Annotated in this window: 15 protein-coding genes; 7 read left to right on the top strand and 8 right to left on the bottom strand. The window is 61.0% G+C overall.

The features are described 5' to 3' along the window. The first annotated feature begins 136 nt into the window (after nt 1–136). Together Q0817_RS15075 and Q0817_RS15070 are read left to right on the top strand one after the other, a co-directional pair. Nucleotides 137–1,006: a WxL protein peptidoglycan domain-containing protein gene (locus Q0817_RS15075; RefSeq protein WP_277552245.1), complete on the top strand. Its 870-nt coding sequence runs from the start codon at nt 137–139 to the stop codon at nt 1,004–1,006. A 133-nt stretch (nt 1,007–1,139) separates the two neighbouring features. Continuing rightward, on the top strand, nt 1,140–1,631 hold the full coding sequence (locus tag Q0817_RS15070) for a carbonic anhydrase (protein ID WP_277552243.1): 492 nt from the start codon (nt 1,140–1,142) through the stop codon (nt 1,629–1,631). Nucleotides 1,632–1,879: 248 nt separating this feature from the next. On the opposite strand, the gene Q0817_RS15065 is transcribed toward Q0817_RS15070, so the two are convergent. The 4 genes from Q0817_RS15065 to Q0817_RS15050 form a co-directional block, all read right to left on the bottom strand. Beyond that, nucleotides 1,880–2,473 carry a recombinase family protein gene (locus tag Q0817_RS15065; protein ID WP_075871023.1) on the bottom strand — a complete coding sequence of 198 codons (594 nt, stop codon included), beginning with the start codon at nt 2,471–2,473 and terminating at the stop codon, nt 1,880–1,882. A 696-nt stretch (nt 2,474–3,169) separates the two neighbouring features. Continuing rightward, nucleotides 3,170–4,090 carry an AAA family ATPase gene (locus tag Q0817_RS15060; RefSeq protein WP_298589936.1) on the bottom strand — a complete coding sequence of 307 codons (921 nt, stop codon included), beginning with the start codon at nt 4,088–4,090 and terminating at the stop codon, nt 3,170–3,172. Further along, on the bottom strand, nt 4,077–5,534 hold the full coding sequence (locus tag Q0817_RS15055) for a Mu transposase C-terminal domain-containing protein (protein WP_298590022.1): 1,458 nt from the start codon (nt 5,532–5,534) through the stop codon (nt 4,077–4,079). The genes Q0817_RS15060 and Q0817_RS15055 overlap by 14 nt, the downstream gene beginning before the upstream one ends. 13 nt (nt 5,535–5,547) lie before the next feature. Beyond that, on the bottom strand, nt 5,548–6,180 hold the full coding sequence (locus Q0817_RS15050; RefSeq protein WP_298589933.1) for a recombinase family protein: 633 nt from the start codon (nt 6,178–6,180) through the stop codon (nt 5,548–5,550). 785 nt (nt 6,181–6,965) lie between these two features. Between Q0817_RS15050 and Q0817_RS15045 the strand changes: the two genes are divergently transcribed. The 5 genes from Q0817_RS15045 (at nt 6,966) to Q0817_RS15025 (ending at nt 11,426) form a co-directional block, all read left to right on the top strand. Next, nucleotides 6,966–7,421 carry a hypothetical protein gene (locus Q0817_RS15045; RefSeq protein ID WP_144836731.1) on the top strand — a complete coding sequence of 152 codons (456 nt, stop codon included), beginning with the start codon at nt 6,966–6,968 and terminating at the stop codon, nt 7,419–7,421. Nucleotides 7,422–7,423: 2 nt separating this feature from the next. Further along, a complete protein-coding gene (locus tag Q0817_RS15040; protein WP_144836729.1) occupies nt 7,424–8,113 on the top strand; it encodes a hypothetical protein in 690 nt (229 codons plus the stop codon). Nucleotides 8,114–8,137: 24 nt separating this feature from the next. Beyond that, nucleotides 8,138–9,109 (top strand): hypothetical protein, encoded by a 972-nt coding sequence (locus tag Q0817_RS15035; RefSeq protein ID WP_144836727.1) that lies wholly within the window; start codon nt 8,138–8,140, stop codon nt 9,107–9,109. Nucleotides 9,110–9,332: 223 nt separating this feature from the next. Beyond that, entirely contained in the window at nt 9,333–10,421 is a 1,089-nt protein-coding gene (locus Q0817_RS15030) for a hypothetical protein (RefSeq protein WP_298589928.1), read from the top strand. Between the two features lie 675 nt (nt 10,422–11,096). Continuing rightward, nucleotides 11,097–11,426, top strand: a complete 330-nt coding sequence (locus Q0817_RS15025; protein WP_144836723.1) for an Lsr2 family protein — start codon at nt 11,097–11,099, stop codon at nt 11,424–11,426. Nucleotides 11,427–12,519: 1,093 nt separating this feature from the next. Here Q0817_RS15025 and Q0817_RS20095 read toward each other — a convergent pair. The 4 genes from Q0817_RS20095 to Q0817_RS15010 are packed head-to-tail and all read right to left on the bottom strand — an operon-like array spanning nt 12,520 to nt 15,498. Next, nucleotides 12,520–12,990 (bottom strand): DUF1643 domain-containing protein, encoded by a 471-nt coding sequence (locus tag Q0817_RS20095; protein ID WP_144836721.1) that lies wholly within the window; start codon nt 12,988–12,990, stop codon nt 12,520–12,522. Then, a complete protein-coding gene (locus Q0817_RS15020) occupies nt 12,987–13,379 on the bottom strand; it encodes a hypothetical protein (protein ID WP_144836719.1) in 393 nt (130 codons plus the stop codon). Before Q0817_RS15020 ends, Q0817_RS20095 begins: the two co-directional genes overlap by 4 nt. Further along, nucleotides 13,376–15,337: an AAA family ATPase gene (locus tag Q0817_RS15015; protein ID WP_298589924.1), complete on the bottom strand. Its 1,962-nt coding sequence runs from the start codon at nt 15,335–15,337 to the stop codon at nt 13,376–13,378. Before Q0817_RS15015 ends, Q0817_RS15020 begins: the two co-directional genes overlap by 4 nt. Further along, a complete protein-coding gene (locus Q0817_RS15010; RefSeq protein WP_186374946.1) occupies nt 15,334–15,498 on the bottom strand; it encodes a hypothetical protein in 165 nt (54 codons plus the stop codon). Before Q0817_RS15010 ends, Q0817_RS15015 begins: the two co-directional genes overlap by 4 nt. Nucleotides 15,499–15,526 lie beyond the last annotated feature (28 nt).

Here is a 15,526-nt window from a genome sequence, read left to right as displayed (position 1 = left end):
CACCACGCCACCTACCCCCGGAGACGAACCCCCGAACCCACCGATCGTCTCCGGGCGGAGGCGGACACGGCGTGCTCACGCACTGCCCCACGCTCCGGCACCCGTGCCGTCGAGTCCCCCCGATGGATGTCCATCGATGCCCGCCCCCCTGCGCCGCAGTCTCATCCCCCTGCTGGCGGCCCTCGGCCTGATCCTGGCCCCCACGACCGGTGCCACCGCCACCACCGCAGAGGCCGAGCAGCCGGTCAACCTCAGCCTCCGTCCCGTGGACCACCCCGGGTCCTACTTCGACCTCACCATGGAACCGGGCGAAGGCCGCGACCTGACGGTGGCGCTGGGCACCAACGGTGATGCCGCCATGGACGTGAGCACCTACCCGGCCGATGCCTACACCATCATCAACGGCGGCTTCGCGGCGAAGGAGAGCGGCACCAAGCCCACGGGCACGACCACCTGGCTGGACTATCCCGCGCAGGAACTGTCATTGCCGGCAGGCCAGGCCAATGAGCGCACCATGACCGTGAGCGTGCCGCAGGAGACACAGCCGGGCCAGTACATCACCAGCCTGGTGCTGGAGAGCGCCGAGCCCGTGGAAGGCTCCGGGGAGGTCGCCCTGAACCAGATCGTCCGCCAAGCCCTGCCCGTCACCGTCCAAGTCCCCGGGCCGCTCGAACCGGCCTTCGAGTTCGGTCGAGCCGGCCACATCGACACGGCCGGCCGTTCGGTGGTTCAGGTGGGGATCACCAACACCGGCAACGCCCACGTGGAACCGGCCGGGGACCTCACGATCCGCGACGACAGCGGCGAGACAGTGAGCGAGGCGGAGGCCACCATGAGCAACTTCTTCGCCGGCACAGAAACCCAGGTCGAAACCACCCTCGACGGCGCCCTGGACTGCTGCATCAGTAGGTGTCTCCAGAGCGACCTGTTCTCGCTTTCCCAGACACGGAGGGTGACGCCGAACGACGGGAAGGGTGTTCACGGGCGACGGCCGGTCCTGGGCTGAAAAACGGACCAGGCGGGTCCGGAGATGTTCGACCGCAGCACCCCAGAACACTGGAGCCGAAGCCCATCACCGACATGCAGCCCACCACAGCCGACATGCAGTCCGCCACAGCCGTCGAGGAAAGGCCTCTGCCATGAGCGTCACCGATGACCTTCTGCACCACGCCGAGGCCTATGCCGCCGGCTTCACCAAGGGCGATCTGCCCATGCCCCCGGCCCTGCCGGTAGCGGTGGTGGCCTGCATGGACGCCCGGCTCAACCCCTACGGACTGCTCGGATTGAGCGAAGGCGACGCCCACGTCATCCGCAACGCCGGTGGGGTGATCACCGACGACGAGATCCGCTCCCTGGTGATCAGCCAGCGGCTGCTGGGCACCCGGGAGATCATCCTGATCCACCACACCGACTGCGGCATGCTCACCTTCACCGACGACGCCTTCAAGGCCCAGATCGAGGCCGACACCGGGATCCGCCCGCCGTGGTCACCGGAGTCCTTCGCCGATCCCGACGACGACGTCCGCCAGTCGATGGCACGGATCGCCGCCAACCCCTTCATCGCGCACCAGGACAGCGTGCGCGGATTCGTCTACGACGTCACCGACGGCTCGCTGCGCGAAATCCATTGACCCACGGCCAAGACTGGCAATTGGTGCCGCAACAGACATAGCGGAGACGCCCGACAGCCTTCCTGGCCCAAATGATCGTCCAGTTGAAGAAGTATCGGCAATAGGTAGCGGACAACTCACTCCCCGCCAGAATCTTTCAGCGATGGCAGGCATGGGGGCACTTCCCACCGGTGACCCTCACACCTCATCGTGACCGGTTCAAGCACTCATGGACGCTCATCGAAGCGCAGGAGAACCCCAGACCTGGCTCAGCTGGGGAGAGCTGTCGGCAGTTCCCGGATCCGCCGGTAGAAGGTGGCCCTGGACATCCCGAGGTCTCGGGCGACCTGGGTGACTGGCTCCCCGGACTCGATGAGCCGGAGAGCGTTGCGGATCTGGGAGTCGGTGAAGGTCTGGCGGCGACCACCGAGGTCCTTGCCGGCGGCCCGGCGCTTGGCCACGGAGTCGGTGATCCGCTCACGCTTGATCTCCAGCTCCATCTGCGCCAGGGCGGCCATCACAGTGAAGACCATCGAGCCCATCGGGGTGTGGGTATCCACGTCTCCCCCACCCAAGTTGAGTACCCGCAGCCCGGCACCTCTGCCCCGCAACGCCTCGGCGAAGGCCAGCATGTTCTGCGTCGACCGCCCCAACCGGTCCAGCGTGGTGATCACCAATGTGTCCCCCTCCTCGAGCGCCGCCACGGCCTTGTCGAACTGCGGACGCGAAGCACGGCCTCCAGACACTCCATGATCGACGTAGAGGTCATCGCGCCGCACGCCCGCATTCCGCAGGTCATGCACTTGGCGGTCGGCGTCCTGCTGCCGCGTCGACACTCGGGCGTACCCGATGAGCTTCCCCATGTCTACCTCATCTGTCTCGCAACTAACGTTGAGTATCCGATTCTAGGGGTACGGATAAAGCACATAGATGCGAGACGCGCGGAACCGCGGAAACATGCGGGTGTGAATCACAGCGATAAGTGTCGGTGTTCTGACAGAGCTAAATGACCGCTTCGGGGCGGGGCAGTCAGTAGCGGGCCAGCTGGTCAGCCTGGTTCGAAAAGATTGATGGCCTGGCCTGTCCCGGTGGCCGTCCCACGTTCTTCATGTCGTGGGTGGGTGGGATGGCTTGCTGTTCCGGGGCTTTAGCCCATGTCTCCCGTGCCTGCTCCTCCGCCGGCGCCCCACAGTCCGACCGAGTGGGTCTCCGGGGCAACACTGCGATCACGGGGCCCCGAGTTGTCGGCACCAGAGTTTCGGCGACGGCGTCGGTCGATGACCAGCAGGGCAATGCACAACAGGGCGAGGACTGCGATCACGGTCAGAAAGACCCAGCTGGAGGAAGCGGTGGCTGTCGTGGCGGAGGGAAGCAGGGGCAACATGGCGGACTCCTTCGTCATCGCGTGCCTTCAGGGTAGAACGTCAAAGGGCTTGGCGATAGGAAACTTCCACTGCAACGTCGGAGCCGTACCGACGGGACGTGCCCGAGACGAATGGTGCGCAGTGGGCAGCAGGGACTCTGGGATGGCGGGCTGCCTTGGTGGTCCACTCCGCTGTTCAGTGGCCGATGAGGAGTGCGTCGCGGGCGGCTTCGACGACTTCTGGGGTGACGGTCTCGAGTTGGTTGATGTCCAGGATGCGTTTGATCTGGGTGAGGAGGCGGTCGACGAGGCGGAAGTTGCCGCTGGTGATCCGGGCGATGGTGGCGATCGCGACCGACTGGGTGAACTCGTCGTCGTCGGCCAGTCCGTCGGTGTGCCAGCGGCGGTTCAGGACGGCGGTGAGCTCTTCGGGGGTGAGTGGGCGGTATTCGTGTGCGAAGCCCACACGGCTGTAGAGCTGGGGGTAGCGTCCCAGGCGTTTGTCGATGCCGGGCATTCCGATGAGGATCACTCCGATGGTGTGGCGGTCGTAGTAGTCGCGGACCTGTTCCAGGCCGGTGGTCTTGAGCCGGTCGGCTTCGTCGATGATGAGCAGCTCGGTGAGCCCGGAGGACCGCGAGGCGGTGTGCACCAGCGGGTCGACGTGGCCGTGGCGGTGGTAGTCGATGGCGTAGGAGATCTGCTGGCAGGCCCGCGGCAGGGCTTGGTCGACCTGTCGGGGGCTGGCGGTGACGGTCGGAGTCCACATGGCGGTGCGGGCCTGGAGGACTTGTTCGGGAATGGGGCCGGGCTCGCGGTCCTCGCCCAGGTCTCGTTGCCACTGCTCCCATTCCGGTGCCCCGGCGTAGTGCCGGGCCGAGAGCGTCTTGCCGACCCCGGGTGGGCCCCAGCAGACGCCGATGTAGCGGTGGGTGCGGACGGTGTCGGCGAACTCGGTGAAGCGGCGGTGCTCCCGGGTGGGAAGGAGCAGGGGCGATGCGGGGTCCGGGGGTGGGCCCAAGGCTGCGATTTCCCCGAACGTGCCGGAGAGGAAGCGCCGACCGTCGTCGTTCTTGCCCAGCAGGCTCCGGGAGGAGTCGGGCTCAGTCGGTGGCATAGGTCCGCAGCCGGTGTCGGGGCGCCCGGTCCGCCGGCGGGTCTGCTGCCGGGCCCGGCGCCGGGGCGGGTGGTGGTGCCCAGCGGTCGTCGGCGGGCAGGGCGTCGGCGAGGCTGCGCCGGGCGCGCAGTTGCTGCTTGAGCTCCTGGCGCCGTGCGCTCCGGGCCTGTTGCAGCTGCTGGAGGGTGATGGTCGCGGCGGCCAGTTCGGGGGCGATCGCCCGGCACAGGTAGGTGTCCTGGTGGTAGACGCGCACCTCGCCGGCGTCGCGGGGGTCGTAGCGGATGGTCACGGTCTCGGAGACGTAGGCGGCCAGCACTGGACAGATGTAGCGGGTGCCTTGAAAGCGGATGCCGTCGCGCTGGACGATGCGGGTGGTCGCGGCGGTGAGCAGCAACAGGTCGAGGTCTTCCGGTCGTGCTGGGGTGCGGGGGATCCACCCGGCCCCGATCCAGCGGGTGGCCGGGGGTTGGCCGGTCTCGGAGTGCACCCGGGTGTGGTAGTCCTCGATCAGGTAACGCTGGACCACTGCGTCGAGCTGCTCCAGGCTCAGGGCAGGTGGTGAGGTAGGGGTGCCCCCGGTGCCGTGCGGGATGTAACCGGGCAAGTGCGGGAGCACCTCGGTGGTGATCGTGCCGTAGAAGCGTTCGATCTTCCCCCTCCCCTGCGGGACCCCGACGCGGGAGTGGATGAGCCGGATGTGGGTGTCCAGGCAGACCCGCTCGAGCCGGGTGCTGGTGAAGTCGGACCCGTGGTCGCTGTAGAGCACCTCCGGCAGCCCCTGGACCGGCCACCGCGGGTCGGGCTTGGCTCGCACGGCCTGGTGCAGGGCCAGGGCGGTCTGCTCCGCATTCGGGGCGCCGGTGAAGACCATGTAGCCGGCGACCGCGCGGGAGTAGTCGTCGAGGATCACGCTCAGCCACGGCCGCACCGGGCGCCCCCGGTGGTCGAGGATCTGGAGATCGAGCAGGGTGTGATCGGCCTGCCACTGCTCATTGGGCCTCACCGCCGTCCGCCGGTGCACCAGCTCGTACAGGTCCCGGTAGGCGGTGTCTCCTTCCAGGGCCAGGGTGCGCAGCCCGGGGTCGATGCCGGCGATCACGCTGCGCACGCTCGAGTAGCTCGGGGGCGCCCAGCCGCGCTCCGGGGCCAGATCGCACACCCGGCGGTGGATGAACGTGGTCGTCGGTGCCGGCCGGCGCAGCGCCAGGGCCTCGATCACCGCGATCAGCTCCGCAGGCAACCGGCGGTGACCGCGGTCGCTGCGGACCTGGCGGTGCAACCCGGCCGCGGAGGAGTCCGCCTGGTACTCGGCGGCCCAGCGCTGCAGGGTGCGGACCGAGACCTGGGCGTGGGCGGCGAGCCGGGTCAGCGGCACCCCGTCGTCGAGGTGCTGGCGCAGCAGTGCCGCTTTCTCCTGCGGACTCAGCTGCACCACCACCATCACCCCACGAGGGTCAGTCCGCCCGACCGGGCTCGGGATCGGCGGCGGTGACCGGTCCGGCCGTCACCGGCTCCGGGGGCCGCGGTGGGAGGTGGCGGTAGAGACTGGTGCGGGTGATCCCGGTCTTCGCCACGATCTCCGCCATCGTGTGCCCGGACTCGCGCAGGTGCACCGCGTAGGCCAGCTTGTCCGGGTCCACCACCGTAGGCCGCCCGATCCGCCGGCCCTTGGCCGTGGCCACCGATCGGGCGTGGGCGGCGCGCTCGAGCGTGTAGGTGCGTTCCATCTGCCCGAACAGCGCCAGCAGCACCACCGCCAGCTGAGCCATCGGGTCGTTCGGGTTGGTGGAGTCCACCTTGATCGGATCCGCGAGGTTCCGTACGCCCACTCCCCGCTCGGCGAGGTCGTGGATGAGGTTGAGGGTGTCGCGCACGGTGCGCCCGAGCCGGTCCAGGGTGTGCACCACGATCACGTCGCCCTCCCGCGCGTAGGCCAGGGCCGCAGCCAGACCGGGGCGCTCCGTGGTGGCCCCGGACTTCTTGTCCACATAGATCCGCTCGGCGGCGATCCCGACCTGGCGGAGGGCATCGATCTGCCGATCGAGGTCCTGTTTGGCCGTCGAGACCCGCGCATAGCCCAATTCCATGGGCTCAGCGTACCGGAAGTCGGTTCCGTACGACCTAGATGGCACTGAGTTCTAGGCCTAACTTCTGGCACTCGAATCGATATCCATAGTCCCCGAACTTAGGTTTCGACGCCGAGCGTCCCAGTACCTAGGAAGTGGGACGGCAGTCCGAGCCGGACAAACTCTCAACCATCCAGAGCTCGAACGACCCATCGACCCGGATCGAACCGCTCGGCCTTGCTCCCGTCATTTAGCTCTGTCAGAAGCGCGCCACTTATCGCTGCGGTTCACAACATGCGGGCGCAAATTTCCCGGACGAGACGTCTCGCATCCCATGCCTTCCAAGACATGTCTGTCGAGCCTGAGCACATCACTTGCCCGGGGCGAAGCACAAGTTTCCGACCCGGTGGGCAAGGACCAAAACTTATCCATCCTGCTCCGCGAGCAGGAGGGCCGAACTCAGCGTGATCAAGCGAGACGGATGAGGGGGGCGTGCGCCGCCTGGACCCTGGGGGCCCGAGAATTCGGAGGTGCGTACAGAACTGCTGCACTATCTGCGGATCCAGGCGATGGCCCCGGTGATATCCCCGCACACCGCCCAGTACACGGCGCGTCAAACGACTATGGCTATACGGCACCCCCACCGAGCAACGGATGGGCTTGCCGATGGCAGCCCCAAAGGGTGTCAGAAGTAGAAGTTAAGGCTGATCGGTTGCTCGATCGCACGTAGCACCGTGAGTGTGCGATGACAAAAATCGCGTATCGTAACACGTGCGTGTAGACGAGTCAATGGATAGACTGGGCGAATGACGACCATGCAGCTGAGAAGGGGTGCTCACCACAAGCATGCCCATGAGTCGAGGCTGTTCGACAACTCACGTCGAAAATCACCTTTACTCATCAAAGATTCATGGTTGCTGGGTTCAGCAGATATTCTAAACTTGGCTTTCCTTTTAAGTAGCCGAAAAAATTGTCGACTAAGGCGGATCGATCTAAAAGTAATGGACGGTCACGATGTTTCCTCAGACATCGAGGAAGATCACCTAAAATTTCTGACTGAAGCCTTTAGCGCAAAAAATGTTAAAAGGCTGAATCTTTACTTAACCAACGACTTGCCTCCATATGAAATTAAGTCGATAACAATGCAGCCTCCCCGCCCATTGCAGGGAACATTCAGTTTACGAAGCCTAGGTGTGATCGAAACACATAACCCGCGCCTCGATTCAATCGTCGAAGATTGGGTCAATGAGGTGTTGCGGTAAAGGTGGAAAAAGCACTACAAATAGCAGGGGAAACTCTTAAGTACCTAGCCCTACTGGGGTTATATATTGCCACCCAAGTTGGGTTATTCCAAACCGGCATAGTAGGCCACATATTCCAAAAAGTGATTGTGACTGTAGTTTTGGTCGTTGCATATATCATTATTATAGATCTAATTTTTGGGCGCACAACCCTTGTTTTTCGTTGGACCGTCCAGGACAAACCGCCTCTAACTCCAACACCGGAATTAAGTCTCAACATAACCAGAGAAGAACCCAAGTTTTATACGCCTTTAACTTTCACTTACGCTCTTGAGGGTAGCGGAGCATGTCATAAGCTGGTCGCAAAGTGGGCGCGCGAATCAAGAATAGTGATCAATCTGGACTTTACACCTCCTGGACCTGCAAGAATACAAGTGGATGGAGGCAATTTTCTTTCGGAAACTGTGAGAACTTCAGAAAATTTTGTGGAATCCGACAACGGCATTCTCTGTAACGCCACCAGTACTATCGGAACTTCAGATAGTGTGTCATGTACGTTTCGAATATACCCAAGAGAAGAAGCTATTCGAGCCAACCAGCCAATCAAGATTATACCCCGCGTGGAAGTTAAGGACGCAGCAAGCTTTATCGTAAATCGCGTACTTAAAACAACATCCAATCTTGATGGTGTGATTCTCAGATACCCCTACTAGTAGCCCCCCGAAACAGGTTTCATCGTGAGCATTTTCACCTCAGGACGCGTTATTGCAAAACCTTTCCGCATATTTATTGACGGGGATTTGCAAGACTTATTGACGCAGGTTCAAGCAGATCTTTATGTGTACGACACGACGCAACCAAGTGAGGGCTGGGGACGATTCATAGAGGATGACGGTGTGTACGCCAACCCCTCCTCTCATGCCTTTACTGCAACCGCACCATCGATTACTCCTGCGGGCAGAGACCTTCCAGCCAGAATGCGTGTGAGGTTTTACTACGACGAACCCCGTACCGCTGTGCGTCGCGTATTGCCCCTCGGTACGCCATGGGGGCAATACCATGTGCGTGAAGCCTTTGACGTGATCGTCTTTGACGGCGATCCCCAAGAAGGCTTGACCGCCTTATGTTCCACTCGCGACCCAAAAACGGTACGAAATAAAGTAGTGCCCTCATTGGATAATCTTGCCCATGCATTCCAGGGCAGGACTGAATGGAACAATTTACCAGAATTCATAGACGCTGAGTTTTTTAAATGGATCTTCTTCAAACTTGGTGACAACCCCACCTTGGATCCAAATATTTTTTTGACTGAGATTCGTGAGGTTAAAAGCCAGGACTTAGTCGGCGGATCAGCACGCTTTAGTGACGGGGCCCATTCGGAACGCGTGGAAGTGGCCTCTCTATTGGCAGGTCAAAATGCATCATTCGGGCCGGCCAAATTATGTCTTCAAACCACTGTTCCCGACGCATATTATGACATGGAACTTGACACGATGGGTGGTTTCTCCATGTTTGCAGGCAGCGGTTATGAAATTGATAATGACGCCAACAACGGTCTAGGTCGAATTGATCTCATGGAGGATCTGTGGCTGAAAGTCCTTCCAGTGTTGCGACAATCATTTGTCAATGATCAAGACTGGGTGACTCGCGGCCGGACCCAGCTCCGTGACGACGCATTACACCTGCTGAGGACTCACTTCAGCATATAATGCATGGGGAGTGTTTTGTGGTGTTTTGATTTTATTGGACACCGCCAGTTGACATTCTTGAATTTTTATCTGATAGCGGAGAAACACATGCCATTTTGACATACGGAGTACTTTAGCCGAGGCCGTCGCCGTTTTTTATCGATGGCTCTGAGGCTGCAATAAAAGAAAGTTGCGCAAGTGATTGAGTACAACTACGAGACAGAGAATGTTTAAACATGCAGGGGTGAACCTGTGGTCAATTGTGTCAAACGCCCGTACTTTAGGTGTTTCTTTGCCGGAGTCACTCAGTGATGCCTGCGCTGGTGCCTACTATGACGCCTTCCCCAAGGCTAGTTTAGTTGCTTTCACTCATCAAGGTACCGAGTTTTTGTTCGATACGGACCCCGAATTCAATCGAACTGTACTAGCAGTCGGACATCCGAAAGCCCCACTTGAGCAGCGGGATGTGTCTTATCAGCGTGGGTATCCTCTCGTGGAAACCTTCGGCGGACGCCGAGTCGACCGCGGGCACTTCATCCCCTATACATCAGGGGGCACCTACGGTCCCAACCTTTACGTCCAGGATCGTGCATTAAATCGCGGCTGGTCGAGAGAAGGGCGCCAATACCGCGCTATCGAACGCCGTGCCGCTACATCCGGTCCTGACTCCCTTATGTTCGCCTACCCGCTTTATATAGATGACACGTCAGTTCCAGGATTTATCCAACTTGGCCTCGTGACCTCTGCGGCACAAAAGACACAGATTTTCCGTAATCGCTTTGATGAGCTAGCCATAACGGGGGCTGATCGACTGTTGGTCGAGTTAAGTGGAGCAACTGATGCTCAAGTAGGGGCGCTGGGGGAGGAAACTGCGGCAGTTCTGCTGCAAGACGAGTTTGACGCAATTTTGGTGGCACTTGGGGACACCGGGCTGGATCGCGCTGAGGGCCGACAAGACCTGGACATGGTCGCGGTGGTAGAGGGAGTCCTTGTCGCGTTTGAGGTCAAAACTCGGTACTCCTCTCAACGTGCGGGCAGAGTCACGCGCGCAGGGAACCTGCCCAGACCGCGGCTACGACGCACCAGCACGGGACACCGGCAAGGGAGTCAGCCTTACATCGCCGACAGAATCGCTAGTATCGCCAACGTGGATAACGGGTACGAAGGTGTTGAAGTCCAACTGGTTGCCGTGGATTTTGTCGCCATGCTTGCCCAATTTTTCAGGATCGACGACCGCGGTGATCGGCTCACACCGTTGGGGCCACCGAGACCGTGCCGGGACGCTGCCGCGCGCGCACTGGACCGCATTCTCGTTCATCGCGGGCATCTTTGACACCTGCCACCCACCGAGGCAGTGTATGGCTGGTATGGGAGTGGGATGGACGTGGATTGTTGAGCGTTGCGCCGTCATGGCAGGCCTCGACACAGTACGCGGGAGTTACCCCATCCACCCTGACCACTGTATCAAGATAGCCCGAAGTGACCTCGATTACTTTTATGTGTCTGGGCTTCGTGGGAGCACTGGCGGTGTTTACTGAGGCGATCAGCGGACGCTTTTATCTCGCCATCGGCATCGTCATCTGGAGATGGCGCAAAATGACGTCAGGCGTTCCGGACCTATTAGACCACCCAAGGACTCTTTGCTTCATACGGCTTCTCTACGGGACTGCCCGTTCACCAATATTACAACCGATGCAGAGCGTACGTCAGACCGCTGACTTCATGGCTCGGTCCACGATCGAAATGCTTTGGTCAGTCCACTCCCCGATATGCTACGACATGAGGATCCGTTCCGCTGATGTCTACGCGGTCGGTCTCGCTATCTCCGAAGCCAATTATAAAATGTTTAGCATTCTTCGGTACGGTGAGTTGGTATCCGAAAGCACCCACGCAACCGTGGCACCTTGACTTGTCCCAGAAACATGCGTGCAAGTGGTCGGTGCCGGTTTTTAGGACCATGGGTGTGCGCCAGCGAAAGACATGACGAGATGAAGGAAAGGGTTTTGCGATGGCCCAGAGCGTAAAGATCATTCTGGAGGACGACCTCGAGGGCGGGCCGGCGGATGAGACCATCCAGTTCGGCCTGGACGGCCGGCGGTACGAGATCGACCTTTCCACTGATAATGCGGAGAAGCTGCGGGAGGCCCTGCGCCCCTACGCGGCCGCTGGCCGGCGAACCCAGGGCAAGCCCACCCGGGCCCCCGGTCCTCGTTCCTCCACGGGTGGTAACCCGGAGACGGCGAAGATCCGGGCCTGGGCGAAGGAGAACGGTTACGAGGTCTCCGACCGCGGCCGCATTCACCAGTCCGTCAAGGACGCCTACTACGCCGCCCAGTAGACCCCCACTCCCCCGCCCGGACACGCCCTTGGGCGTGTCCGGGCGATCCGCGGCAGCGGATCCTCGTGCTTGGGGGCCACCGCTGCGACATCGCAGTGGATCGACTTGGGGCAGGCCTCGAGCATGGGGGACGTCACCGTGGCCTTCTCCTCGTAATCAGCAGCTCGGTGACGGGCCGGCGGTCCTTGCCCGGTGCGGTGCCGCCGGGACGCCCCGCGTCCAGCCTGGACAGCGCTGGTCGTCCCTTTGGCCCCCGACAACGGTTCCTGCTGGGGGTTAGCCCTGGCCCCTTACGGAAGAGGCGCGGGCACCGGCGTCGACCGAAGAGCCATCCGGCCACTCAACCCATCCCGCCGCCTGTCCTAGGAATGAGGAACCCGACCCACCACCACCGGTAAACCGGGTTCCTTCGTCGTGGACCATGGGAAAGCCCTCCGCGGCTGGCTCCCTCCCCTATCGGGGTCGGGTGCTGTCGGTTGAGCTGTTGGGCGTAGGCACGCACCCTGTCTCGGCAGCTTGACCCCCATCGAGTACCAGACCATGATGAACCTCGCCGTGACACTCGCGGCATGAAACCCAAACTGACCCATCGGTGCGGCAGTCCCGAGACTGTAGCATCGTACGAACAGGATGCACGTGGGTCGTGGGTCTTGTTTTGGTGGGAGCCCGTCGAGCGTCACGCTCGGCAGGCTCCCATCTTGTCTGTCAAAGCTCCGCTTTTGAGATTTAGAATGCTAAGTTCCCTCAGGAGATCCGGGCGTGCCGATCCGAGGATCAAAAAAAGACACCGGCGCTGTATTCGTGTAGTTGCTCACGGATCTGCTCGTCGATCATCAAAAAACTGATTAGCGGCTAAACGTCGTGCCGTTCCACCCCGGCCCGGCAGACGGCTTCAAATTGGTCCGATATGTGGGCAAACATCGCATAACCGGTTTACCCCTTCGTGGCCCGCGGATGCGGCGGGATTAACAGTTCGAGCAACGTCTACCACTCATCACTATTCTCAGCCCTGGAGAAGATCTACGCGTCGTCATGTCGACCATAATCGTCGCCACGGCAGGGGCCGCTAGCCTTATATTATTGAAACCATCTCTTAGATTTGTGCAATAGCAAGTCGCAGTGCTGTAGGGAAAGTAAGCTCTGGATAGTTTTTCGCAGTCCACCGTTGCCAGCGTGATGGGTGCCTAGGGCCATCGCCAACCTGGAACGTGGGACATCCGGCGTCACCTAACTTCTGCATCACCATGTCCACCTGGCCACGGTGGTGAAATCGAGCCACTCCGCTCGGTTCCGCGAGGCCGTAGGCAAGAAGCGCACCATCACACACTGCGATGGCTGGCTCTAAGGCCGCCCGAGCTTCCGTCCAACCGGCTGCATCTCTCCCGAGTGACGAGATGTCAGTGACGTTTTTAGATGGAATAGCAAACAGATTGCCGATAACCACAGCCTCGAAGCCAAGGATTTCCCGTGCGCGTTCAAGGCGCGCCCGGGTTCGCTCGCCACTCCCAAGGGGAGGATTAGCGAGAATGCAGAGAAGCTCCCGCTTCGATCTTCCACCTGTCACGCAGGCTCGTTGCCCGAGTAGAGGATATCGGCGATGCGGCTGACCTCGCTGTTGCGGATGTCCTCAGCCAGCCTCACCAGACCGAGGCTCATGAGGGTCTCGGCGACCTCAGCAACGTTCCGTTGGTCCGGGTGGAACGCGCGCACTAGCTCGAAGAGTTCACCACTGGGGTCAAACGATCCGACGTTCATATTCTGGCCGTCGCCAGCACGACCGAAGTGGGCGTCTCGGACCGGCTCAAGGTTGAGGCGCAGCGCGTAGGCCAGCCCAAGACGCACGAGCTGTTGTTTCTCTCTGAAAGGAAATCGATCGTTGACCTCGTCGCGGGCAAGCTCCGCTGGGCCCGTCAACGCAATATTGACGCGTGCGCGCGTCGGTGTTTCCCTCACTGGCGTAACTCCTGGATGTTGGTCTCGCGTGCAGACGAGCCTCGAGACAGCTCGAACTCGGCCAGTAGGCGACCGCGAAGTAGGTCTCGTGCCGCGTCGCGGGGAAGCTCACGCTCGTGCACAAGAAGGAATACCTGGGAGCTGAGCTTGTCGAGGTTGGCGACGACACCTTCAACGTGCTGCTCGTCGAGCCGTCCGAACGGCGAATCCATAACGAGCGGTCCGGTGATGGGGGCGCTGGCTTGCAATCCGCCTAGGAGCGACAGCGCGACGAGGTGCTCGTATCCCGCACTACGGTGCGTTACAGCCTGGCCTGACCGATCCAGGATACGAAGGCCGTAGGACTCGTTGATTGCCAACTTCACGTAGTCGCTCTCCGACCGCATGCTCTGGAACAGCTCGGTACCTCTCTCCTGGATCTGCTCTTTGAGCTGGTCACGGTAAATGACTATCGCCTTCTCATATAGCGCTGCGAGCCCTTCGGCAGTCTGCTTCCGCAGGTAAATGGTTGGGTCAGCCTGCCCGGCACCAGTCTTGCGGATCTCCATCTCAAACTTGTCGACGTTCACCCTCGCCTGCTCCCAGCGTGCCCGCTCGTCTTTATAGGCAGTCTTCGCTTTCTCGAGTAGCTTGGCGACGTTAGTGGTGCGCTGTATGAGCTCTGTGAGCTCGCCGTCCCGGCCTTTCAAATTGTCGTTCAGGTCGTCCAGGTCGTCCCGGTAGTCCTCAATCTCCTGCTGCAGTTTCAGATAAGTGTCCTCAACTATCTTGAGATTAGCGCGCAGCTCGTACCCCGTACCGGACGCCCGGAGCTGTTTAAGGCTACTTTTTAGCGTTGCGGCTTGGTCTTCCGCCGCTTCGAGTTCATCGGAATCGGTTTCCCGGAGGTGTTGCTCCAAGGCTGCTCGATTGTCGTCCCCTAAGTGGGACTCGCACACAGGGCACGTGTCGTCGCCGGAGGCCTTGTAGTGGCGGGCGAGGACAGCCGCGAAGCGCAGTCCGCCGAGCCGATTCTCCAGTGATTCCAGCTCCTTATCGTCCTGCTCGATGCGAGCCGCGATCGGCTCCACTAGGACGGCACGCCAGGAGTCAGCGAGAAGCTCCTCGAACTCCTGCTTCGCAGCCTCGTAACGGGTCTCTGCATCCTTCAGACGCTCCAGGACTTCGTCGCGCTTCGCCTTGATCTCTAGTTTTCCGGACTGCTCGGCAACCTGCTGTTCGAGCTGACGTGACTCAGCCTCGAGCTCCTTGACCTTCCTGTCCTCAGCTTCGAAGTTGTCGCGGAACGCCTGGAGCCTGGTTTGCTCGCCAGCAAGGTACTGACCCAACTTCTCCGTCTTGTTGTCACGCTTGGCAGCGTCCGCGATGAGCCTGCCGGCATCTTCGGCTACGCGCGAGCTGTCCCTTGCAGCGTTCTCAAGGATCGGTAGTCCTAGAATCCGTTCAATGGCATCACGGAGAGTGGAGCCAGCGGTGCTGTCGTCATCCAGAAGCTTTTCATACTGGTCGAGCAGCTCACCGTCAAAGAGGAAGAATTGCTCGATCTCCCGAGGCATTAACTCCGCAACCCGGCGCTCAGCGTCGGCAGTGCTCAGTGCAACCGCGGCACGGCGCAGTGTGAGATCGGTCGAAAGCCCTTGTCCCGTCGTGGCCAGGGTGCGGGTGAGATCCCATTGGACGCCATCAACTTCGAACTCGAGGCGCACCCGGCAGCGGAGGGAATCACTGTTCGTTTCCTCGAGCGCAACCTGGTTCGTGATGTCCTCGAGCGGCAGCGTACGGGTGCTGCGCTTGCGAACCTCACCAGTCCAAGCCCAGCGAAAGGCATTGAGCAAAGAGGTTTTCCCCTTACCATTGCGCCCATAGAAGACGACCACCCCATCCTTCTCCGGGAAGCTGATGGTCTGCTCGCCCTTGAAGACTAGAAAGTTTTCGATCGTGAGCTTCCTGTACCTCACTCCGCCGCCCCGCCATCCAGGTGCTGCTGGATGGTGCGGGCAACGCTTTCCTGAGCGCGTGGCCGGTCCTCCATGTGCTGCCTCTCGATCTCGAGGATCTGCTGGGTCAGCGTCGCGTCGACGCTGTCAGCAAAGAATCGTGAACGCACTGACTCGACCACGGTGGTTAGGTTGTCTCGCATAAGAGTT

The sequence above is a fragment of the uncultured Kocuria sp. genome (assembly GCF_947500125.1).
Taxonomy (GTDB): domain Bacteria; phylum Actinomycetota; class Actinomycetes; order Actinomycetales; family Micrococcaceae; genus Kocuria.
Note: the sequence above shows the minus strand (reverse complement) of the source record. Positions and strands in the feature narration are given on the sequence as shown.

Coding starts and splice junctions, on each gene's coding strand:
- Q0817_RS15070 (WP_277552243.1), top strand. CDS start 1,140: ATGAGCGTCACCGATGACCTTCTGCACCACGCCGAGGCCTATGCCGCC.
- Q0817_RS15060 (WP_298589936.1), bottom strand. CDS start 4,090: ATGCCACCGACTGAGCCCGACTCCTCCCGGAGCCTGCTGGGCAAGAAC.
- Q0817_RS15050 (WP_298589933.1), bottom strand. CDS start 6,180: ATGGAATTGGGCTATGCGCGGGTCTCGACGGCCAAACAGGACCTCGAT.
- Q0817_RS15055 (WP_298590022.1), bottom strand. CDS start 5,534: ATGGTGGTGGTGCAGCTGAGTCCGCAGGAGAAAGCGGCACTGCTGCGC.
- Q0817_RS15025 (WP_144836723.1), top strand. CDS start 11,097: ATGGCCCAGAGCGTAAAGATCATTCTGGAGGACGACCTCGAGGGCGGG.
- Q0817_RS15065 (WP_075871023.1), bottom strand. CDS start 2,473: ATGGGGAAGCTCATCGGGTACGCCCGAGTGTCGACGCGGCAGCAGGAC.
- Q0817_RS15045 (WP_144836731.1), top strand. CDS start 6,966: ATGACGACCATGCAGCTGAGAAGGGGTGCTCACCACAAGCATGCCCAT.
- Q0817_RS15075 (WP_277552245.1), top strand. CDS start 137: ATGCCCGCCCCCCTGCGCCGCAGTCTCATCCCCCTGCTGGCGGCCCTC.